The organism is Aeromonas sp. QDB54 (assembly GCF_027707385.1).
GTDB lineage: Bacteria > Pseudomonadota > Gammaproteobacteria > Enterobacterales > Aeromonadaceae > Aeromonas > Aeromonas hydrophila.
Map to the genome: position 1 here is coordinate 57,939 of NZ_JAPCIT010000001.1, position 19,565 is coordinate 77,503.

21 protein-coding genes are annotated in these 19,565 nt (G+C 65.1%); 20 read left to right on the forward strand and 1 reads right to left on the reverse strand.

Annotation, left to right across the window (positions count from 1 at the left end):
- Positions 1-6: 6 nt before the first annotated feature.
- From PG881_RS00265 to PG881_RS00330, 14 genes are all read left to right on the forward strand, one after another.
- Positions 7-594, forward strand: a complete 588-nt coding sequence (locus PG881_RS00265; protein ID WP_270797699.1) for a hypothetical protein — start codon at positions 7-9, stop codon at positions 592-594.
- Positions 591-1,961: an AMP-binding protein gene (locus PG881_RS00270; protein WP_270797700.1), complete on the forward strand. Its 1,371-nt coding sequence runs from the start codon at positions 591-593 to the stop codon at positions 1,959-1,961. Before PG881_RS00265 ends, PG881_RS00270 begins: the two co-directional genes overlap by 4 nt.
- Complete coding sequence (locus tag PG881_RS00275; protein ID WP_270797702.1) at positions 1,945-2,316, forward strand: ApeI family dehydratase; 372 nt, start codon at positions 1,945-1,947, stop codon at positions 2,314-2,316. Before PG881_RS00270 ends, PG881_RS00275 begins: the two co-directional genes overlap by 17 nt.
- A complete protein-coding gene (locus tag PG881_RS00280; RefSeq protein ID WP_270797704.1) occupies positions 2,313-4,016 on the forward strand; it encodes a glycosyltransferase family 2 protein in 1,704 nt (567 codons plus the stop codon). Before PG881_RS00275 ends, PG881_RS00280 begins: the two co-directional genes overlap by 4 nt.
- On the forward strand, positions 4,003-5,565 hold the full coding sequence (locus PG881_RS00285) for an HAL/PAL/TAL family ammonia-lyase (protein WP_270797706.1): 1,563 nt from the start codon (positions 4,003-4,005) through the stop codon (positions 5,563-5,565). The genes PG881_RS00280 and PG881_RS00285 overlap by 14 nt, the downstream gene beginning before the upstream one ends.
- A gap of 28 nt (positions 5,566-5,593) precedes the next feature.
- Positions 5,594-6,019 (forward strand): acyl-CoA thioesterase, encoded by a 426-nt coding sequence (locus PG881_RS00290; RefSeq protein WP_042065889.1) that lies wholly within the window; start codon positions 5,594-5,596, stop codon positions 6,017-6,019.
- On the forward strand, positions 6,016-6,630 hold the full coding sequence (locus tag PG881_RS00295) for an outer membrane lipoprotein carrier protein LolA (protein ID WP_270797708.1): 615 nt from the start codon (positions 6,016-6,018) through the stop codon (positions 6,628-6,630). Before PG881_RS00290 ends, PG881_RS00295 begins: the two co-directional genes overlap by 4 nt.
- Before the next feature lie 50 nt (positions 6,631-6,680).
- Positions 6,681-9,041 carry an MMPL family transporter gene (locus PG881_RS00300; RefSeq protein ID WP_270797710.1) on the forward strand — a complete coding sequence of 787 codons (2,361 nt, stop codon included), beginning with the start codon at positions 6,681-6,683 and terminating at the stop codon, positions 9,039-9,041.
- Positions 9,038-9,595: a DUF3261 domain-containing protein gene (locus PG881_RS00305; protein ID WP_244088676.1), complete on the forward strand. Its 558-nt coding sequence runs from the start codon at positions 9,038-9,040 to the stop codon at positions 9,593-9,595. The genes PG881_RS00300 and PG881_RS00305 overlap by 4 nt, the downstream gene beginning before the upstream one ends.
- Positions 9,592-10,776: a beta-ketoacyl-[acyl-carrier-protein] synthase family protein gene (locus tag PG881_RS00310; protein WP_270797715.1), complete on the forward strand. Its 1,185-nt coding sequence runs from the start codon at positions 9,592-9,594 to the stop codon at positions 10,774-10,776. Before PG881_RS00305 ends, PG881_RS00310 begins: the two co-directional genes overlap by 4 nt.
- The gene (locus tag PG881_RS00315; protein WP_102988094.1) at positions 10,769-11,230 is read left to right on the forward strand and encodes an ApeP family dehydratase; all 462 of its coding nucleotides are present in this window, start codon (positions 10,769-10,771) and stop codon (positions 11,228-11,230) included. Before PG881_RS00310 ends, PG881_RS00315 begins: the two co-directional genes overlap by 8 nt.
- 9 nt (positions 11,231-11,239) lie before the next feature.
- Positions 11,240-11,965 (forward strand): 3-ketoacyl-ACP reductase FabG2, encoded by a 726-nt coding sequence (locus tag PG881_RS00320; RefSeq protein WP_043167653.1) that lies wholly within the window; start codon positions 11,240-11,242, stop codon positions 11,963-11,965.
- Positions 11,962-13,188 carry a beta-ketoacyl-ACP synthase gene (locus PG881_RS00325; protein WP_270797718.1) on the forward strand — a complete coding sequence of 409 codons (1,227 nt, stop codon included), beginning with the start codon at positions 11,962-11,964 and terminating at the stop codon, positions 13,186-13,188. The genes PG881_RS00320 and PG881_RS00325 overlap by 4 nt, the downstream gene beginning before the upstream one ends.
- An 89-nt stretch (positions 13,189-13,277) precedes the next feature.
- Positions 13,278-13,691 (forward strand): DUF2541 family protein, encoded by a 414-nt coding sequence (locus tag PG881_RS00330; protein ID WP_039214738.1) that lies wholly within the window; start codon positions 13,278-13,280, stop codon positions 13,689-13,691.
- Positions 13,692-13,730: 39 nt separating this feature from the next.
- On the opposite strand, the gene mog is transcribed toward PG881_RS00330, so the two are convergent.
- Complete coding sequence (mog, locus tag PG881_RS00335; RefSeq protein WP_270797720.1) at positions 13,731-14,261, reverse strand: molybdopterin adenylyltransferase; 531 nt, start codon at positions 14,259-14,261, stop codon at positions 13,731-13,733.
- 398 nt (positions 14,262-14,659) lie between these two features.
- Between mog and PG881_RS00340 the strand changes: the two genes are divergently transcribed.
- From PG881_RS00340 to PG881_RS00365, 6 genes are all read left to right on the forward strand, one after another.
- Positions 14,660-15,001, forward strand: coding sequence for a DUF3135 domain-containing protein (locus tag PG881_RS00340; protein WP_011707145.1), 342 nt, complete (start codon positions 14,660-14,662; stop codon positions 14,999-15,001).
- Between the two features lie 235 nt (positions 15,002-15,236).
- The gene (locus PG881_RS00345) at positions 15,237-16,034 is read left to right on the forward strand and encodes a threonine/serine exporter family protein (RefSeq protein WP_011707144.1); all 798 of its coding nucleotides are present in this window, start codon (positions 15,237-15,239) and stop codon (positions 16,032-16,034) included.
- A 118-nt stretch (positions 16,035-16,152) separates the two neighbouring features.
- Positions 16,153-16,620, forward strand: a complete 468-nt coding sequence (locus tag PG881_RS00350) for a threonine/serine exporter family protein (RefSeq protein ID WP_011707143.1) — start codon at positions 16,153-16,155, stop codon at positions 16,618-16,620.
- 23 nt (positions 16,621-16,643) lie between these two features.
- Positions 16,644-17,135 (forward strand): type 3 dihydrofolate reductase, encoded by a 492-nt coding sequence (folA, locus tag PG881_RS00355; protein ID WP_201885474.1) that lies wholly within the window; start codon positions 16,644-16,646, stop codon positions 17,133-17,135.
- A 60-nt stretch (positions 17,136-17,195) separates the two neighbouring features.
- Positions 17,196-18,323 carry a hypothetical protein gene (locus PG881_RS00360; RefSeq protein ID WP_270797721.1) on the forward strand — a complete coding sequence of 376 codons (1,128 nt, stop codon included), beginning with the start codon at positions 17,196-17,198 and terminating at the stop codon, positions 18,321-18,323.
- Between the two features lie 10 nt (positions 18,324-18,333).
- Entirely contained in the window at positions 18,334-19,416 is a 1,083-nt protein-coding gene (locus PG881_RS00365; protein ID WP_270797722.1) for a hypothetical protein, read from the forward strand.
- Positions 19,417-19,565 lie beyond the last annotated feature (149 nt).

The window sequence follows — 19,565 nt, forward strand, 5'->3', positions numbered from 1 at the left end:
CCTGCCATGATGCGCTGGCTCTCCTGGCTGGCCGGTGGTGCCCTGCTGCTCTACCCGCTGGCGGTCTACTGGGGGTTGACCCACGCCGGTCAGACCCCGCTGCTGCTCGGCCTGCTGGTCATCTTCTCGCTGCGACTCTTGCCCGGCCTGCTCAAGGGGCGGGTCCGGCTCGGGCCCTTGCCGGAGTGGCTCTGGCTGGGCCGCCTGCTGGCCTGCATCGGGCTGGGGTTGACCCTGCTGTCGGCCCTGTTCAGCGCCCGGCACTGGCTGCTCTACTACCCGCTGGCGGTGAGCCTGGCGCTGCTGTGCCTGTTCGGCTGGAGCCTGACCCGTCCAATGAGCCTGGTGGAGCGGCTGGCCCGCCTGCAGGATCCCGCTTTGCCACCGGCAGCCATCGGCTATACCCGGCGGGTGACCCAGGTCTGGTGCGGCTTCTTCGTCATCAACGGCGCGCTGGCGGCCTTCACCATCTGGCACGGGGATCTGGCGCTCTGGAGCCTCTACAACGGCCTCATCAGCTACGCCCTGATGGGCGGCCTGATGGGCGCTGAGTATCTGGTGCGCCGCCGCCTGCTCAAGAGGCTGGCCCCATGACCCTGCTGCAAACTATCTGGCAGCGGGACGGCGAGCGCGTGGTGGCGTTCGGCCCGGATGGCGAGGTCACCCTGGCCGAGCTGCGCCTTGGCAGCCTGCAGCTGGCGCGGGCCATGGCCCGTCTGGCCGGCCCGGAGCGGCCCGGCATGCGCTGGGCACTTTGTTTCGATGACAGCCTGCTGTTTGCCCAGGCGCTGCTCGCCTGCGCCCTCGGCGGGCACCGGGCCATCCTGCCGGGCCATCAGCGGCTGGCCGGTCTGCAGGCGCTGCAGAGCCAGTTCGACGGCCTGCTCACCGACGGCGAGCTGCCGGGTGCGGCGCTCACGGCGGCGCAGCTCAGGCTGCCGCTGCTGGCGGTGGATGAGGAGCGGGAGGCAGACGGCGCAACCCTGCCGCCCGAGCGTCTCGATCTTACCCTGTTCAGCTCCGGCTCCACCGGCGAGCCCAAGGCGATCCCCAAGGCCTGGCCCCAGCTGGAGGCGGAGTTGCGGGTGCAGATGGCGTTGTGGGGCGAGCGGCTGGCGGGCACCCGGGTGCTGGCCAGCGTCAGTCACCAGCACATCTACGGCCTGCTGTTTCGCATTCTGTTGCCGCTCAGCCTCGGTCTCCCCTTTGATCGCCGCAGCATCGACTACCCGGAGCAGCTGGCGCTGCAAACGGCCCCCTGGTGCCTGATCGCCTCGCCAGCGTTTCTGAGCCGGCTCGACCCGGCCATTGCTGCCGCCGACTGCCGGTTGATCGTCTCCTCCGGCGGTCCCCTGCAATCGGGCGATGCCCAACAGGCCAGACAGCTGTTCGGTCAGCTGCCGGTGGAGATCTTCGGCAGCAGCGAGACCGGCGGCATCGGCTGGCGCCAGCGCCACCAGGTACAGACCCCCTGGACGACGCTGCCCGGGGTCGAGGTGCGGGTCGGCCCGGAGCAGGGCCTGCTGCTGCGCTCCCCCTTCCTACCGACGGCGGAGTGGCTCGCCTGCGCCGATCGCATCGCCTTGCAAGAGGGCGGTTTCGAGCTGCTGGGCCGCCAGGATCGGGTGGTCAAGCTGGAGGAGAAGCGCATCTCCCTCGACGAGGTGGAGGCACGCCTGCAGGGGCTGGCGGAGGTGGAAGCGGCCGCCGTGCTGCCGTTGCAGCAGGGCCAGCGCCAGATCCTCGGCGCCGTGCTGGTGCTGAGTGAATTGGGTGCCGCCCGCTGGGCCGAGCTGGGGCCCGGGCGTTTCCTGCTGGCCCTGCGCCAGCAGCTGCGTCCCTGGCTTGAGCCGGTCGCCCTGCCGCGCAGCGTGCGCCGGGTCGAACAGATGCCCGTCAACGCCCAGGGCAAGCGCCCCTGGCCACAACTCAAGGAGCTGTTCGATGAGCCTCTCGGTTGACTCTCTGCCAGCGAAAACCTTGCCCACCGTGCTGGCCTGCGAGACGCTGGCCGACGGTGTGCGCCTGCAACTGCGGCTCGATCCCGCCTTGCCCTGGTTTGCGGGCCATTTTCCCGGCGCGCCCCTGCTGCCCGGGGTGACCCAGATCCACTGGGTGATGCACTATGCCGCCAGCCTGCTCAAGCTGGCGCAGCCGTTTCACGGGGTGGATCAGCTCAAGTTCCAGCGCCCCCTGCGCCCCGGGGCCGAGTGCAGCCTGCGTTTGCAGTGGCAGGCGGACAAGGGCCAGCTCCTCTTTCAATACCTGCTCGGCGATGAGCCGGCGAGCAGCGGCCGGGTGCGGCTCACCCCATGACGCCCTGCATTCTCATCCCCTGTTACAACCACGCCGGCCCGCTGGCCGCCGTGCTGGATCGGCTGGCCGAATACGGGCTGCCCTGCCTGCTGATCGACGATGGCAGCGAACCCGTCGCCGCCGCGGCACTGGATGCACTGGCCGCGCGTTACCCCTGGGTCACTCTACTGCGCCACCCCCACAACCAGGGCAAGGGCGGCGCCGTGATGACGGGGCTGCGCCGCGCCCATGCACTCGGCTTCAGCCATGCCCTGCAGGTGGATGCCGACGGCCAGCACGATCTGGCGGACATTCCGGCCCTGCTGGCCGAGGCGGACAAGCACCCGGCAGCGCTCGTCTCCGGCCGGCCGCTCTACGACGACTCCGTGCCCAAGGGGCGCCTCTACGGCCGCTACATCACCCATGTCTGGGTCTGGATCGAGACGCTGTCGTTCGCCATCAAGGACAGCATGTGCGGCTTTCGGGTCTATCCGCTGGCGGCCACCTGCGCGCTGCTCGAACGGGTGGCGCTCGGTCGGCGGATGGATTTCGACACCGAGGTGATGGTGCGCCTCTACTGGGCCGGGGTGGCGGTGCGCTTCGTACCGACCCGGGTCATCTATCCCGCCGATGGCAGCTCCCACTTCCAGCTCTGGCGCGACAACCGCGACATCTCCTGGATGCACACCCGGCTGGTGTGTCGCCTGCTGTGGGATCAGCTGCTGCGCCTCTGCCGCTGGCCCCGCCGCCTCGGCGCCCGGGCGGCGCAGCTGTGGCGCGAGCGGCGCACCCACTGGTCGCGCACCCCGGAGCGGGGATCCCTGCTCGGCATGCAGATCATGCTGACCAGCTACCGCCTGCTGGGGCGGCGCGGCTTCTCCCTGCTGCTCTATCCGGTCATCGGCTACTTCTGGCTGACCGGCCGGGCCCAGCGCCAGGCATCCCGAGCCTATCTGACCCGCCTCGAGTCCTTCGCCGATGGGAGCGGTGTGGCCTTGCCCGCCGAGCCGAGATCGAGCTTTCGCCACTTCCTGCGCTTTGGCGAGGCGGCGCTCGACAAGCTGGCGGGCTGGCGCGGCGACATCACCGAGCAAGAGGTGGAACTGGTGGGGGCGGAGCACTACCAGGCGGCCATCAACAGCGGTCAGGGGGTTTTGCTGCTGGGCTCCCACCTCGGCGATCTGGAGCTGTGCCGCGCCCTGGGCAGCCGCAAGCAGGGGTTGCGCATCAACGCGCTGGTGTTCACCCGCCATGCGGCCCGCTTCAACGCCCTGCTCAAACAGATCAACCCGGATTCGCACCTGAACCTGATCCAGGTACAGGAGCTGGGGGCCGATACCGCCATCCTGCTCAAGGAGAAGCTGGAGCGGGGGGAGTGGGTGGTGATCGTCGGCGATCGCACCTCGGTGACCCGGGAGAAGCGGGTGATCTGGGCCGACTTTCTGGGCGCGCCGGCGCCCTTTCCGCTCGGGCCCTTCGTGCTCAGCAGCGTACTGGGCTGCCCTGTCTACCTGATGTTCGGCCTCAAGGAGCAGGGCCGCTTTCGGGTGCATTTCGAGCCCTTTGCCGACGGCCAACCCCTGCCACGGCAGGGGCGCCAACAGATTCTTGCGTCCCGGGTGCAGGCCTATGCCGATCGCCTGCAGCATCACTGCCTGCAGGCCCCGCTGGACTGGTTCAACTTTTTTGATTTCTGGCAGCTGACCGATGAACAAGAGTGAGATGAGACGGGTCACCTTCGGCGCCGAGCCGCTGACCATAGAGGACGTGGTGGCGCTGGCCGAAGGGCGCGCCACCCCCGCACTGAATCCGGATCCCGCCTTCATGGCCCGCATCCAGCGGGGGGCTGACTTTCTCGACCGGCTGCTGGCCGAAGAAGGGGTCATCTACGGGGTGACCACCGGCTACGGCGACTCGGTGACCCGGCCGGTGCCGACCGAGCTGGTGCCTGAGCTGCCGCTGCACCTGACCCGTTTTCACGGCTGCGGGCTGGGAGCGGATCTCGAGCTCGATGCCGCCCGCGCCGTGCTGGCGACCCGGCTCTGCTCGCTGGCGCAGGGGGTCTCCGGGGTCAGCCCGGCCTTGCTCGAGCGGCTCTGCTGGCTGCTGGAGCAGGATCTGGTGCCGCGCATTCCGGAAGAGGGGTCGGTGGGCGCCAGCGGCGATCTCACCCCGCTCTCCTACGTCGCCGCCGTGCTGGTGGGGGAGCGCGAGCTCCATCATGATGGTGTGCTGCGCCCCGCCGCCGAGGTCTATCGGGAGCTGGGGGTCGCCCCCCTGACCCTGCGGCCGAAAGAGGGGCTGGCGCTGATGAACGGTACCTCGGTGATGACGGCGCTGGCCTGCCTCGCCTACGCCCGCACCGACTACCTGATGCGGCTGGCGACCCGGATCACCGCCCTGGTGAGCGTCGCCATGGGGGGCAACGCCTTCCACTTCGATGAGCGGCTGTTTGCCGCCAAGCCGCACCCCGGCATGCAGGGCATCGCGGCCTGGCTGAGGGAAGATCTGGTGGCCGGCGAGCTGCCGCGCCACAGCGATCGGCTGCAGGACAGATACTCGTTGCGCTGCGCCCCCCATGTCATCGGGGTGGTGGCCGACAGCCTGCCCTGGTGGCGCCAGCTCATCGAGAACGAGCTCAACAGCGCCAACGACAACCCGCTGATCGACGGGGAGGGGGAGCACGTGATGCACGGCGGCCACTTCTACGGTGGCCACATCGCCATGGCGATGGACAGCATGAAGGCGGCCGTCGCCAACCTGGCCGACCTGCTGGATCGCCAGCTGGCCCAGTTGGTGGACAGCAAGTTCAACGGCGGCCTGCCGAGCAACCTCTCCGGCGCGCCGGATGAGCGGCAGATGATCAACCACGGCTTCAAGGCGGTGCAGATCGGCGTCTCGGCCTGGACTGCGGAGGCGCTCAAGCAGACCATGCCCGCCAGCGTCTTCTCCCGCTCCACCGAGTGCCACAACCAGGACAAGGTGAGCATGGGTACCATAGCGGCGCGCGATGCGCAGCGGGTACTGACCCTGACCGAGCAGGTGGCGGCCGCCTGCCTGCTGGCGGCGGTGCAGGGTGTGGAGCTGCGCCTGGCCCGGCCCACCCCCTTCACTCGCCCGCTTGGCACTGCGCTGGCCGCCATGGTTGCGCAGGTGCGAGCCGAGTTCGCCCCGCTGCTGGAAGATCGGGGGCTCGAGCCCGAGCTGAGGGCGCTGATCGCCCGCATTCGCCAGCGCCACTATTCCCTTTATGGGCCTAACCGGAACTGAGACAAGGTCACTATTGATGAGACAAGCCATGCAGAATGAACCCTGGCAGATCAGTACTGAGATCGAGGTGACCATCCCGTTCCACGACGTGGACATGATGGCGGTGGCCTGGCACGGTCACTACTTTCGCTACATCGAGCTGGCCCGCTGCGCCCTGCTCGACCTCATCGATTACAACTACCCGCAGATGGAGGCCTCCGGCTACCTCTGGCCCATCATCGACACCCGGATGAAGTACCTGGCGCCGCTGCGCTTCGGCCAGCGGGTGCGGGTGCGCGCCACCCTGACCGAGTACCAGAACCGCCTGAAAATCGACTACCTGCTGAGCGACGCCGCGAGCGGCACCCGCACCAGCAAGGGTTACAGCATCCAGGTGGCGGTCAGCAAGGCGAGCGGCGAGATGTGCCTGGCCTCGCCCCAGGTGCTGCTGGACAAGCTGGGGGTGAGCCAATGAGCCGGCTGACAAGGCTGCTGCTGGCCGGTCTGCTCTTGCTGTTGACATGGCCGCTGCAGGCGGCGCCCCTGAGTCGGGCCGAGGTGCAGCAGTTGCTGGCCCTGAACGAGGCCAAGCAGGCCCGTTTCGAGCAGGAGAAGCAGGTGGCGGGGCTGAGCCAGCCGCTCAAAGCCTCCGGCGAGCTGCTGCTGGTGCGTGATCAGGGGCTCTGGTGGCAGCAGCAGAAACCTTTTCCGCTGACCCTTGTCCTGACGCCCACCCGCATGGTGCAGCAGATGGCGGGCCAGCCCGCCACCGTCATCGACAACCCCCAGCTGCTGGAGTTCAGCCAGATGCTGCTGGCGCTGTTCGGCTCGGACGAGGCGACCCTGAGTCGCTACTTCAGCATCGATTTTCACAGCACGGAGGCGGGCTGGCAGCTGGTGCTGGTGCCGACCCTGGCACCGCTCGACAAGGTGTTTGCCAGCCTCACCCTGAGCGGGCAGGGGCAGCTGGATCAGCTGCTCATCGCCGACAAGCAGGGTGACAGCACCCGCATCCGCTTCACCGCCTGGCAAGATCGCGCCCTGCCATTGACCCCTGAGGAGCAGGCCCGCTTTGCTGCCCACTAGCACGATGACGCGCCAGCGCGGCGCCCCCGCCGGGACGAGGAGAGTTCCTCTTGCTGCAAGCTGAAACCTCCTGGCGCTGGCTCTCCTGGCTCTGGCTGCTGCTCAGCGCGCTGGCGCTGGCGCTGCTCGGCTGGCAACTCTCCCACAGCCGCATCAACACCAGCCTGATGGACCTGCTGCCCCACGAGGAGCGCTCCGCGCTGGATCCCGCCCTGCGTGAGGGCTTGTTGCGCCAGGTCGACAGGCAGCTTGTCTGGATGCTGAGCCTGCCGGCGGGGCAGGATGGCCAGGCCGCGGCGCAGGCGTGGGCAAAAGACCTGCAGTCCCTGCCCGAGCTCAGCGCGGTGCGCGCCGCCCAGCCGGAGCTGGCCTCCGCCTGGCAAGGCTTCATCTATGACTATGGCTGGCAGCGCCTCGACGAGGGCAGCCGGGCGCGGCTGGCCGCGGGGCCAGAGGCCTGGAGCCAGTGGGTGCTCGGCCAGATCTACAGCCCCTTTGGCGGTGTCTCCCGCACCGAGTGGCAGGCCGATCCCCTGCTGCTGACCCGGGCCGCGGTGCAGGGACAGATGGCCAGCCCCCTGCGCCTCGACCACGGCTGGCTGATCAGCCGGGATGAGGCCGGGCGGCAGTGGTACCTGCTGCGCGCCGAGCTGGACTTGTCGGCCTTCGATCTTGCCCGCAACAGCGAGCTGCTGAGCCGGCTCAACGAGGCGGAGCAGCGCCTCAAGGCCGAGTTTCCGGGGGTGGAGCTGCTGCGCCGTGGCACTCTCTTCTACAGCCAGCATGCCAGCGAGCTGGCCCAGCAGGACATCTCCACCATAGGGCTCGGCTCCACGGTCGGGGTCTTGCTGCTGATGTGGCTGGCGTTTCGCTCGTTGCGGGCGCTCTGGATCTCCCTGCTGCCCATCGCCGTCGGCCTCGCCTGGGGGGTATTGGCGGTGCTGCTGTGGTTTGGCGAGGTGCACATGTTCACCCTGGTGATCAGCTCCAGCCTGGTCGGCATCATAGATTACGGGATCCACTTCCTGACCGAGCGGCGCCTGCATGGTCGGCAGGAGAGTCCGCACCAGACCCGTGCCCGCCTGCTGCCCAGCCTGTCGATGGCACTGTTCGCCACCCTGGTCGGCTATGGCCTGCTCTGGCTCGCTCCTTTCCCCGGCCTGCAGCAGATGGCTCTGTGCGCCCTGGTGGGGCTGACGGCATCGTTCATTACCGTGCTCTGCCTCTACCCGCTCTGGCTCGGGGAGTTGCCCCAGCGGGAGGCGCGCGTGCTGGTGCCGATGGCGCTCTGGCTCAGATGGTGGCGCGAGTGGCGTCTCTTGCGCTGGGGTGTGCCCCTGCTCTGGCTGACCCTGATCGGCGCAGGCTTGAGCCGGCTGGCCGTCGATGACGACATCGCCCGCCTGCAACCGCTGCCAGTCGAGCTGCAGGCCCAGGAGCGGCAGATCCAGCGCCTCACCGGCCAGCAGGGGGGCATGACCGGCTTCCTGGTGACGGCGGCCGATGGTGAAACGGCGTTGCAGCGGCTCGAGACCATGAGCCGCAAGCTGGCCGAAGCCAAGGCAGAGGGTCAGCTGACGGGCTTCGTGTCACTGGCCCAGTGGCTGCCCTCGCTGGCACGCCAGCAGGCGGATCACGCCGCCCTCACGGGCCTGTTGCCGGAGGTGGTGACGCGGCTCAACCAGGCCGGGGTGCCGGTCAAGGCCGAGCCTCGCCCCTGGCACCCTCTGACCCCGCAGCAGTGGCTGGCCAGCCCGGTCAGCGAGGGCAGCCGGCTGCTGTGGCATACCATGGCCGATGGCCGGGTAGCGCTCTGGCTGCCGGTCAATGGCGTGACCGATGCGGCCGCCGTGGCGGCCCTGGCCGAGGGGCAGGAGGGGGTGTTCTGGCAGGATCCGCGCAATCAGTGGAGCCAGTTGTTCGCCCACTACCGGGTCAAGCTGACCGAACTGCTGCTGGTGGCGATCGCCCTGGTGGGGGGGCTGCTGTGGGCCCGCTTCGGCTGGCGCAAGGGGGGGCGGATCCTGCTGATCAGCGGGTTCTCGCTGGGGTCCGGGCTGGCCCTGCTGGCCGCCTGCGGCCAGCCGCTCACCCTGTTCGGGGTGCTGGCCATGAGCCTCATCTTCGGCATCGGCATCGACTACAGCCTCTTCTTCGCCTACAGCGGCGGGGATCCTCTGCGCCAGCGTTCGACCATGTTCGCCATCCTGCTGGCCAACCTGACCACCCAGCTTTCGTTCGGTTTGTTGGCGCTGAGCCACACCTCTGCCATCGCGGGCTTTGGTCTGGTGCTGAGCGGCGGTATCTTTACCGCCTTCCTGTTGTCGCCTCTGGTGCTGGATAAACAGGGATTGGACAAGCCGGCATGCACCCCGCCGGTGCAGGGCCACCGGGAGCAGGAGCAACCATGAGACCACTGTTCGCCTTTATCATTCTCTTGCTGGCTGGTTGCAGCAGCCAGCCGACCCCCACCGCCTATCTCGACAAGGGGACCGTCATGACGCTGCCAGCCCCCGTGCTGGCCGCCCCCTTCTATCGCCAGCAACTGCTGACCGCCAGCGTGGGGGAGAGCACTCACCAGCTGATGACGGTGCTGGAGGCCGACGGCCGCCAGCTGACCCTGGTGGGGCTGACCCCGAGCGGGGTGCGGCTGTTCCTGGTGCGCTATGACCAGCAGGGGATCTCCACCCGCCAGCTCAGCCCGCTGCTCACCACCGGCATGCCGCCGGTGAGTCAGGTGCTGGCGGACGTGATGCTCTGCTACTGGCCGCTGGCCAGCTGGCAGCCACAGCTGCCACCGGGCTGGACGCTGCGCGACGAGGGGCCGCTGCGCCGGCTGCGCGCCCCCGACGGTGCCCTGGTCACCGAAATCCGCTACCGCGACGTCGACGGCGTGCGCGAGCCGGTCGGCCTGCAGCAGCATGTATTCCACTATCGCCTGCAACTGGAGACCCTGAGCCAATGAGCTGTTATATCGCCGCCTATGGCCTCGTCTCGGCATTGGGAATCGGGCGCGATGCCAGCGCCGAGGCGCTGCTGGCCTGGCAGCAGTCGGGCGTGAGCCCGCTGGATCGCCACCGGGCGCCGCTGCTGGATGGCCGTCAGACCCCGGTGGGGCGGGTGGAGGGCGAGTTGCCGGCCATACCGGCGGCGCTGGTCCCCTACGCCTCGCGCAACAACCAGCTGCTGCTGGCGGCGCTGGCTCAGGTGCGGCCCGCCCTCGACGAGGCGCTGGCGGCCCATGGCTCTGCTCGAGTGGGGCTGGTGCTTGGCACCAGCACCGCCGGGATCGGCGAGGCCGAGCTGGCGGTGGCCGCCGCCCGGCGCGGGGAGGCCGTGCCGCCCGCCTTTGACTATCGCCAGCAGGAGCTGGGTTCGCCGTCCGAATTTCTGGCCCGCCACCTCGGCCTGACCGGGCCGGCCTGGACTATCTCCACCGCCTGCTCCTCCAGCGCGCGCGCCTTCATCAGCGGCCAGCGATTGCTGGCGGCCGGGCTGGTGGATGCCGTGCTGGTGGGTGGCGCCGACAGCCTGTGCGGGCTCACCCTCAACGGCTTCGACAGCCTGGAGTCCCTCAGCTGTGCACGCTGCCAGCCATTTGATGAGGCGCGCCAGGGGATCAACATCGGCGAGGGGGCGGCGCTGTTTCTGCTGAGCCGCACGCCTGCGCCGCTGGCGCTGCTGGGGGCCGGGGAGTCGTCCGATGCCTGGCACATCTCGGCGCCCCATCCAGACGGTATCGGCGCCGAGGCGGCCATGCAGATGGCGCTGGCCCAGGCGGGCCTGACACCGGCGCAGGTGGGCTACGTCAACCTGCACGGCACCGCCACCCGTCTCAACGACGCCATGGAGAGCCAGGCGGTGCATCGGCTGTTTGGTGCCGAGGTGCCCTGCAGCTCCACCAAGCCGCTCACCGGCCATGCCCTGGGGGCGGCGGGGGCCATCGAAGCCGCGCTCGCCTGCCTGCTGCTGGAGCGCGCTCTGCCGCTGCCGCCCCAGCGGGTGATGACGCCGGATCCGGCGTTGTCGCCCATCCGGCTGGTGAGCGGCGAAGTGCCGCTTGCGGCGCCCCGGGTGCTCTCCAACTCCTTTGCCTTCGGTGGCAACAATGTCAGCCTGCTGCTTGGGAGCGTTCACCATGAATGAGCCAAGTTCACTGCCCGCCATCGAGACCCTGCTGCCCCACCAGGCCCCCATGCTGCTGTTGGATCGGCTCTGCGCGGCGGATGCCCAGCAGGCGCGCTGCGAGACCCGCATCGGTGCCCGCCATGCCCTGCTGCTGGATAGCGAGGGCAACCTGCCCGGCTGGGTCGGCATCGAGCTGATGGCGCAGACCATCGCCGCCTGGGCCGGCATGCAGGGGCGTCTGCGCGGCGAGCCGGTGCGCATCGGCATGCTGCTTGGCAGTCGCAAGTACCGCTGCCTGCGCCCCGTCTTTGCGGCCGGCAGCCTGCTCACTATCGAGGCTTGCTGCCTGTTGCAAGACGGCGGCATGGCCAGTTTTGATTGCCGGATCCTGCTGGCGGGGGAGGAGTGCGCCCAGGCGCGACTCTCCACCTACCAGCCGAGCCCCGGCGAATTGTCCGATTTGTTAGCCTGAGGAAGCTTCATGATCTCTAGCGTATTGGTCACGGGCGCCAGCAAGGGGATAGGCCGCGCCATCGCCCTCAAGCTGGCGGCCGACGGTTTTTCCATCGTGGTGCACTACCACAGCGATCGGGCCGGGGCCGAAGCCACTCTGGCCAGCCTGCAGGCGGCCGGTGGGCAGGGGCGCCTGCTCCAGTTCGACATCGCCGATCGGCAGGGCTGCCGCGCACAGCTGGAGGCCGACATGGCCGAGCACGGCGCCTATTACGGCGTGGTCTGCAACGCCGGCATCATCCGTGACGGCGCCTTCCCCGCCCTCACCGACGAGGAGTGGGACGGGGTGCTGCACACCAACCTGGACGGCTTCTACAACCTGCTCAAGCCCTGCATCATGCCGATGATCGGCCTGCGCCGGGGTGGGCGCATCGTGACCATCTCCTCGGTATCCGGGCTGATGGGCAACCGGGGCCAGGTCAACTACAGCGCCGCCAAGGCGGGTATCATGGGCGCCACCAAGGCGCTGGCCCTCGAGCTTGCCAAGCGCAAGATCACGGTCAACTGCGTGGCCCCCGGCCTCATCGACACCGGCATGGTGGACGAAGAGGTGAAGGCGGAGGCGCTGAAGCTGATCCCGCTCAAGCGGATGGGGCAGGCCGACGAGGTGGCCGGGCTGGTCTCCTACCTGATGTCCGACATCGCCGGCTATGTCACGCGCCAGGTCATCTCCATCAACGGGGGCATGGTATGAAGCGGGTCGTGGTGACCGGCATGGCCGGGGTGACCGCCTTCGGGCGGGATTGGCCGAGTGTGCGGGCTCGCCTGCAGGCGGGGCGCAACGCCGTGGTGAACATGCCGGAGTGGGCCATCTACGACGGCCTCAACACCCGGCTGGCGGCCCCCATCCCGGACTTCACGCTGCCGGCTCATTATCCGCGCAAGAAGACCCGTGCCATGGGGCGGGTTTCACAGCTTGCAACCGTCGCCAGTGAGCTGGCGCTGGCGCAGGCGGGGCTGCTGGACAACCCGGTGCTCACCGACGGACGCACCGGCATCGCCTACGGCTCTTCCACCGGCAGCACGGACCCCATCCGCGCCTTCGGGGTCATGCTCAACGACAAGAGCACCGCCAGCATCACGGCCACCACCTATGTGCAGATGATGCCGCACACGGCGGCGGTCAACACCGGGCTGTTCTTCGGTCTGCGCGGGCGGGTCATTCCCACCTCCAGCGCCTGTACCTCCGGCAGCCAGGGCATCGGCTACGCCTATGAGGCGATCAAGCACGGCTACCAGACCCTGATGGTGGCTGGCGGGGCGGAGGAGCTCTGCCCGTCGGAGGCCGTGGTGTTCGATACCCTGTTTGCCACCAGCCAGATGAACGACAATCCCGAGCTGGCGCCGCGTCCGTTTGACCGGCAGCGGGACGGGCTGGTGATAGGCGAGGGGGCCGGCACCCTGGTGCTGGAGGAGCTGGAGCATGCGCAGGCGCGCGGCGCCACCATCCTCGCCGAGCTGGTGGGCTTTGCCACCAACTGCGATGCTGCCCATGTGACCCAGCCCCAGCAGGAGACCATGCAGCTCTGCATGGAGATGGCGCTGGCCCAGGCCGGGCTCACGGCCGCCGACATCGGCTACATCAGCGCCCACGGCACCGCCACCGAGCGCGGTGACATTGCCGAGAGCCACGCCACCGCCGCCATCTTCGGCGACCGTACCCCCATCTCGTCCCTCAAGAGCTACTTCGGCCACACCCTGGGGGCCTGCGGTGCCATCGAGGCCTGGCTGGCGCTGGAGATGATGCAGGAGGGGTGGTTTGCCCCCACCATCAATCTGACCGAGCCGGACCCGGCCTGCGCCCCGCTCGATCACGTGGTGGGCAGCGGCCGCACGCTGGCGGTGGAGTACCTGATGTCCAACAACTTCGCCTTCGGCGGCATCAACACCTCCCTCATCTTCAAACGCTGGTCCTGAGTATCGGTGCCCTGCCTGGCAGGGCGTCGGTACAGGCTGGGTTTAGCCTTGATGAATTAATATGCCCCCCGTTTTTTTCGGGAGGCATCATGTCTTTGTTATCTGGTTTTTCTTGTGCCGCCGCGCGGCTGCGTGTCCTGCAGGGCGTTCTGCTATCCAGCTTGTTGTGGGCGCTGGCCGCCCCCGCCATGGCTGATGATGAATTTCGGCTGGGCAAGACCATTCTGCTCGGGGTCGGCGATCATCCCGCCATCATTCCCATGCTCGCCTGCCGGCCGACCAAATCCATCATGGTCAAGGCAGGGCGGGAATTGACCCTGGAGCGGGTCAAGGTGTTTTATGGCAATGATCGCAGCAAGACCCTCTATTTCGACAAGGATCTGAAAGAGGATCAGGAGTCGGGGTGGAAATCCCTCGGCAGCCGGCTCTGCATCAAGCGGATCGAGGTATACGGCAATTCGGAAGGGAGCAAGGCCGGGGTCAAGGTATACGGCCGCAAATAAACGCTGGACGGGGGTTCAAATCCCCCGTCCAGTCAGCCCTTATTTCTTCGGACGGAACGGCTTGATGACGGTCTCGTCGCACTCGAGATAGGGGCCTTCCATCAGGTCGATGCAGTAGGGGATGGCGGGGAAGACCGCATCCAGGCACTCGCGGATCGATTTCGGCTTGCCCGGCAGGTTGACGATGAGCGAGCTGCCGCGCAAGCCGGCGGTCTGGCGCGACAGGATGGCGGTCGGCACGAACTTGAGGGATTCGGCCCGCATCAGCTCGCCAAAGCCCGGCATCATGCGATCGCACACCGCCTCGGTGGCCTCCGGGGTGACGTCCCGCTTGGCCGGCCCGGTGCCGCCGGTGGTGACGATGAGGCTGCACTGCTCCTGGTCCGCCAGCCGGATCAGGGTCGCTTCGATCTGCTCCTGTTCATCGGGGATCACCTGATAGACGGGCTCCCACACCGAGGTCAAATATGCGTTCAGCGTGTCGATGATGGCCTTGCCGGACAGGTCTTCGTAGATGCCTGCACTGGCGCGATCGCTGACGGTGACGATACCGATTCTTGCCTTGCTCATGGTCTGCTCTTGGTTGCCGCTATAAGTGGCAAATAAAATAACATAATCAGCAAGATATGTTAAATCAGCCGGATGGTGGCGCGAAGGCGAGCGTCAAATGGCAAGCCATATTGGCAGCCTCCTTTCAATAAGACATAACATCGGCATATTGCCGTGCCAAAAATGTATAAACGAACCCGCCATCGATATTCAGGAATAATCGGTTGATCCATAACGAATAACCCGCCTGAGGTCCCACAGCGCCGTCATCTTTTGGCGCAAGAGGAGGGGAAAGCGGGCCCGGTGGATTGAACCGCGGCGGGGTTCGGCTTATATAACTCCATATGCGATTGGTGAAAATATGAACCGATTGTTGTTGTTTGAGTATCACCATGCAGCGGCTGGCCGCGGGAGGGCATATGGAGTTGCCTGATTTTGATACCTTGAAACGGTTGGCGGTGGCGGAGCCCGAGCGGCTCGACGAGTTGCTGCAGCAGCAGATTGAGGGGCTGATCGACCGGGTCAGCCCGCAGCAGCAAATGCGTCTGCGCGGTCTGCAATTTCGCATCGACTGTCAGCGCCAGCTGGCCAAAAACAACCTGGACAGCTGCATCCGGATTGCCGCCATGATGCACGACTCCTTTTATTCCATGCGTTGTGAAATGGTTCATCTCAATGATCCTGATTATGCTGAACCATTGCCGGAATATAAGGAGAACAATGTCCTCTATTTCAGCAATTATTACCGCAAGAAAAAATAATATTATTCCAGAGTAATTATTGAAATATATCCCCGTTATTCTGCTCGGTTGCCGGGTGAGGCCGGCTGACCAACGTTGAACAGTTTGGCGTGATTTGTAATCCATTTGATGTATTTTTGTGTCGCCTTTTATTTTATTTGAGTTTGGTTATTGGCGTGATATGTGTAGATGTATGGCGCCGATTGTTAGGCTAATATGGCGAGACTTTTTTAATTTGCTACGACTCGAAGGGATTATGAGAAGTATCACACCAAGACGGGTGCTGTCGCGGGAGCAGCAGACGGAAATCACCCGCATTATCGTCAAGGTGGGCCAGATGCTGGCCCAGTTCGGCGCCGAGAGTCGCATCATCGAGCAGACCACGGTCCGGCTCGGCATGGCGCTCGGGCTGGAGAGCGTCGAGATGGCCATCTCCTCCAGCGCCATCGTGCTCACCAGCCTCTATCAGGGCAGCTGCGTCACCACCACCCGGCGGGTGCGCGAGCATGGCATCAACATGCAGGTGGTGTGCGAGATCCAGCGCATCTGCATCATGGCGGAGAAGGAGCTGATCGGCGCGCGGGAAGTGCGTCAGCGGCTCGATGCCATAGTGCCGTTCCATTACCACCCCTGGTTGGTGGTGCCCATGGTGGGGCTCTCCTGCGGCGCCTTCAGCCTGCTGTTCGGCGGTGACTGGCCCATCTTCCTGGTGACCTGCTTCTCGGCCTCGGTCGCCATGCGGGTACGCCAGCTGATCGCCCGCCATCACCACAGCCCCCTCATCAACTTTGCCGCCACCGGTTTCATCGCCACCCTGCTCGCCTCCAGCGCCACCTTCTTCAACTGGGGGGCGCAGCCCTATCTCGCCATGGCAGCCAGCGTACTGCTGCTGGTGCCGGGCTTTCCGCTCATCAACGCTGTCTCCGACATGGTGAAGGGTTACTTCAACATGGGGCTGGCCCGCTGGGGCACGGCGACCCTGCTGACCATCAGCGCGGCGATAGGGATTATTCTCGCCATGTCGGTGACCGGCATCTGGGGGTGGAAGGTATGAAGAGCTTTGACGTTGTATCGACTCTGTTGATCGGGGGAAACCGGCTATCCATCAGCGTGCGGAACCATATCGGGATCATGCTCGCCATGTCGGTGACCGGCATCTGGGGGTGGAAGGTATGATGGATTTCATCTGGCTGCTGGCCAAGGATGCCTTCTGGTCGGCCATTCCGGCGGTGGGGTTTGCCATGCTGTTCAACGTGCCGCCACGGATGTTGAAGTACTGCGCCATGGGCGGCGCGCTGGCTCACAGCCTGCGCACCCTGCTGATCCATCAGGGCATGCCTATCGAGTGGGCCACCCTGGCGGCGGCGACCACGGTCGGTTTTGTCTGCGTCTACTGGTCGCGCCGGCTGCTGGCGCCGCGCCCTGTGTTCAGCGTCGCCTCCATCATCCCAATGATCCCGGGCAGCTATGCGTTCAAGGCGATGATCGCGGTGGTAGAGCTCAATATCTCCGGAGTGACCATGGAGCTTATCCAGAGCGCGGTGGAAAACGGCCTCAAGGCGCTGTTTATCGTGGGGGCCCTGAGTTTCGGTTTGGCGATCCCCTCTCTGGTCGTGTACCGTAACCGCCCCATTATCTGACGACGGTTCGAGAGGTTGACCCCATGATGATTTCCATGATTGCCGCCATGGCCCACGATCGGGTGATAGGGCTGGACAACCAGATGCCCTGGCACTTGCCGGCGGATCTGGCCCACTTCAAGCGGGTGACCCTGGGCAAGCCGGTGCTGATGGGGCGCAAGACTTTTGAATCCATCGGGCGGCCGCTGCCTGGCCGCCGCAATCTGGTGATCAGCCGCAACCCCGACTACCGGGCCGACGGCGTGGAGGTCATCGACTCGGTGGAGGCCGCACTGGCCCTGCTGGCGGATAGTGACGTCGCGGAGCTGATGGTGATCGGGGGCGGTCATCTCTACGGCCAGCTGCTGCCACGGGCCGACAGGCTCTATCTGACCCGCATCGATCTGGCGGTGGAGGGGGATACCCGCTTCCCGGCCTTCGACGAGAACGACTGGTCGTGCATCGAGCGCGAGTCACATCAGCCCGACGAGAAGAATCCCCACACCTACTGTTTCGAGACCTGGCAGCGGCGCTGAGACCAGTATGGTCGTGTGACCCCTATTCAATAATGGGTTGACGTTTTTTGAGTGAATGACATGGATAGTGATTCAACAGTGCCTATTGCCGCCCTGCTCGCCAAGTTCGATTACGCTTCCTGGCCCCGCTTTCCCAAGCGAGAACCCTATTGTCGCAAGAAGCTGCTAGCGAGGGTTTCAAGTGAGAATCAATTTCACGATAGAGATCGACAATGGATTGACAAGACGCTCGCCAATATCCCCGTTCCTGAAGGGGATGCATACGCGGTGTTGCCAAGGGTTGAGAGTGTTTGCCTGGCGGAGCTGGATCACTTGCTGGGTACAAGCCTGCTGGCAGGCCGTTGGCCACATACAGAATATCGCCGCTATCCACTGCTCTATTGGCAACTGGTGCGTTACTACCAGATAGAGTTGCATCGCAGCAGACAGTTGAACCTGTTGCAGCCTCATGCAGGATTTGACTTTGGGCGCATGGGGTATGTGGCGATGTTGCTGGCCTTGCTCGGTGATCGCCGTCGTTTGACGGATTGTGTGGCATTGGCTCATAGCGCCCCGGCTATCTGCCCAGCGACTAAGTTTATTCGCCCCTATTTTATAGAAACCTTTGCCTTGCAGCTCACCAGTCGCTTTCTGGGATGGGGGCCCTTGCCACTGGGCGTCGACTTGGCTCAGGAGCCGCTCTATCTGGCGCTGTTGACCTTGTGGGACAGTGAAGATGTGGGCACGGTGGGACATTTGTTGACCCAGGCATGTCATTTGCACACTTACGGCGAGCTCAAGGATCCCCGTTTCCATCGAAAGGAGGCGATCATCGGCTGGTGGCACTACTGGCCGCTGGAGGTGCTGCTGGTATTGCGCCTGCGTCAATGGGCGGGGTTGCCCTTGCCGGTAGTTCATCATCCCCTGATGGTCGCGCCTTTTGATGTGCTGCCACCTGCGCTGGAGGATCCCGCCGAGGTGTGGCCTTACGAAACCCTGCCGCGGCACTTTGCCACTCACTATCCCGAAGCCCCGGCACTGTTGGCGCAGATGTGTCAGCCCCCCGCATCCGCCGCGCCCGGTGTCTGGCCAACGCTGAGTGAACTGGAACAGGTGCTATCACGTGGTGTGCCCAAATGGCCGCCACAGCGGGGTGATGCTCCCACACCGCGCAGAAAGAGTGCCACGGCATCCTCATCGACCCCATAAGAGAATCTGTATGTCTCCTTGCCTGACCACCCTGCTCGCCCAATTTGATTACGCTTCCTGGCCCCGTTTTCCCAAGCGAGAACCCTATTGTCGTAAAAAGCTGCTAACAAGGGTTTCAAGTGAAAATTATATTTACGATGCAGATAGACAATGGATTGACAAGACGCTCGCCAATATCCCCGTTCCTGAAGGGGATGAATACGCGATGTTGCCAAGGGTTGAGAGTGTTTGCCTGGCGGAGCTGGATCACTTGCTGGGTACAAGCCTGCTGGCAGGCCGTTGGCCACAAACGGCATATCGCCGCTATCCTCTGCTCTATTGGCAACTGGTGTGTTACTACCAGATAGAGCTGTATCGAAGTAAACAATCTGGTCAATTAAAACCCGATGCTGGTTTCAAATTTCATCGTATAGGCTTTGTGGCAATGCACCTAGCTTTACTTGGTGATCGCCGTCGTTTGACTGATTGTGTGGCGTTGGCTCATAGCGCCCCGACTATTTGCATCGCGAATGAATATATTCGCCCCTATTTTATAGAAACCTTTGCCTTGCAGCTAACCAGCCGCTTTCTGGGGTGGAGGCCCTTGCCACTTGGTGTCGATTTGGCTCAGGAGCCGCTTTATCTGGCGCTGTTGACCTTGTGGGACAGTGAAGATGTGGGAACGGTGGGACACTTGTTGACCCAGGCATGCCATTTGCACACTTACGGCGGGCTCAAGGATCCCCGTTTTCATCGAGAGGAGGCGATCATCGGCTGGTGGCACTACTGGCCGCTGGAGGTACTGTTGGTATTGCGCCTGCGTCAATGGGTGGGGTTGCCCTTGCCGGTAGTTCGTCATCCCCTGATGGTCGCGCCTTTTGATGTGCTGCCACCTGCGCTGGAGGACCCCGCCGAGGTGTGGCCTTATGAAGCCCTGCCGCGCCACTTTGCCACTCACTATCCCGAAGCTCCGACATTGTTGGCACAGATGTGCCAGCCCCCCGCATCCGCCGCGCCCGGTGTCTGGCCTGGTCTGCACGATTTGGAGGCGGTACTGGCCCAAGGTCTCCCTAAGTGGCCACCGCGGCGGGGTGATGTACTCAAGACCACATGAAAACAAGATAACAGTGACTGCGGTTACTATTGCAAAAGCTCGTACAAGGCAATTCAAAAAGGTTTCCTACTGGTTGCTAGATAGCAGGGCATGGCCTGTTATCTAGCCTCGGTATTTTGCAGTCCTTTTTCACAGGGCTGTCCGGTAGG

Coding starts and splice junctions, on each gene's coding strand:
- PG881_RS00330 (WP_039214738.1), top strand. CDS start 13,278: ATGTCTTTGTTATCTGGTTTTTCTTGTGCCGCCGCGCGGCTGCGTGTC.
- PG881_RS00360 (WP_270797721.1), top strand. CDS start 17,196: ATGGATAGTGATTCAACAGTGCCTATTGCCGCCCTGCTCGCCAAGTTC.
- PG881_RS00325 (WP_270797718.1), top strand. CDS start 11,962: ATGAAGCGGGTCGTGGTGACCGGCATGGCCGGGGTGACCGCCTTCGGG.
- PG881_RS00340 (WP_011707145.1), top strand. CDS start 14,660: ATGGAGTTGCCTGATTTTGATACCTTGAAACGGTTGGCGGTGGCGGAG.
- PG881_RS00310 (WP_270797715.1), top strand. CDS start 9,592: ATGAGCTGTTATATCGCCGCCTATGGCCTCGTCTCGGCATTGGGAATC.
- PG881_RS00290 (WP_042065889.1), top strand. CDS start 5,594: ATGCAGAATGAACCCTGGCAGATCAGTACTGAGATCGAGGTGACCATC.
- PG881_RS00265 (WP_270797699.1), top strand. CDS start 7: ATGATGCGCTGGCTCTCCTGGCTGGCCGGTGGTGCCCTGCTGCTCTAC.
- PG881_RS00280 (WP_270797704.1), top strand. CDS start 2,313: ATGACGCCCTGCATTCTCATCCCCTGTTACAACCACGCCGGCCCGCTG.
- PG881_RS00270 (WP_270797700.1), top strand. CDS start 591: ATGACCCTGCTGCAAACTATCTGGCAGCGGGACGGCGAGCGCGTGGTG.
- PG881_RS00350 (WP_011707143.1), top strand. CDS start 16,153: ATGATGGATTTCATCTGGCTGCTGGCCAAGGATGCCTTCTGGTCGGCC.
- PG881_RS00285 (WP_270797706.1), top strand. CDS start 4,003: ATGAACAAGAGTGAGATGAGACGGGTCACCTTCGGCGCCGAGCCGCTG.
- PG881_RS00345 (WP_011707144.1), top strand. CDS start 15,237: ATGAGAAGTATCACACCAAGACGGGTGCTGTCGCGGGAGCAGCAGACG.
- PG881_RS00365 (WP_270797722.1), top strand. CDS start 18,334: ATGTCTCCTTGCCTGACCACCCTGCTCGCCCAATTTGATTACGCTTCC.
- mog (WP_270797720.1), bottom strand. CDS start 14,261: ATGAGCAAGGCAAGAATCGGTATCGTCACCGTCAGCGATCGCGCCAGT.
- PG881_RS00295 (WP_270797708.1), top strand. CDS start 6,016: ATGAGCCGGCTGACAAGGCTGCTGCTGGCCGGTCTGCTCTTGCTGTTG.
- folA (WP_201885474.1), top strand. CDS start 16,644: ATGATGATTTCCATGATTGCCGCCATGGCCCACGATCGGGTGATAGGG.
- PG881_RS00320 (WP_043167653.1), top strand. CDS start 11,240: ATGATCTCTAGCGTATTGGTCACGGGCGCCAGCAAGGGGATAGGCCGC.
- PG881_RS00275 (WP_270797702.1), top strand. CDS start 1,945: ATGAGCCTCTCGGTTGACTCTCTGCCAGCGAAAACCTTGCCCACCGTG.
- PG881_RS00315 (WP_102988094.1), top strand. CDS start 10,769: ATGAATGAGCCAAGTTCACTGCCCGCCATCGAGACCCTGCTGCCCCAC.
- PG881_RS00305 (WP_244088676.1), top strand. CDS start 9,038: ATGAGACCACTGTTCGCCTTTATCATTCTCTTGCTGGCTGGTTGCAGC.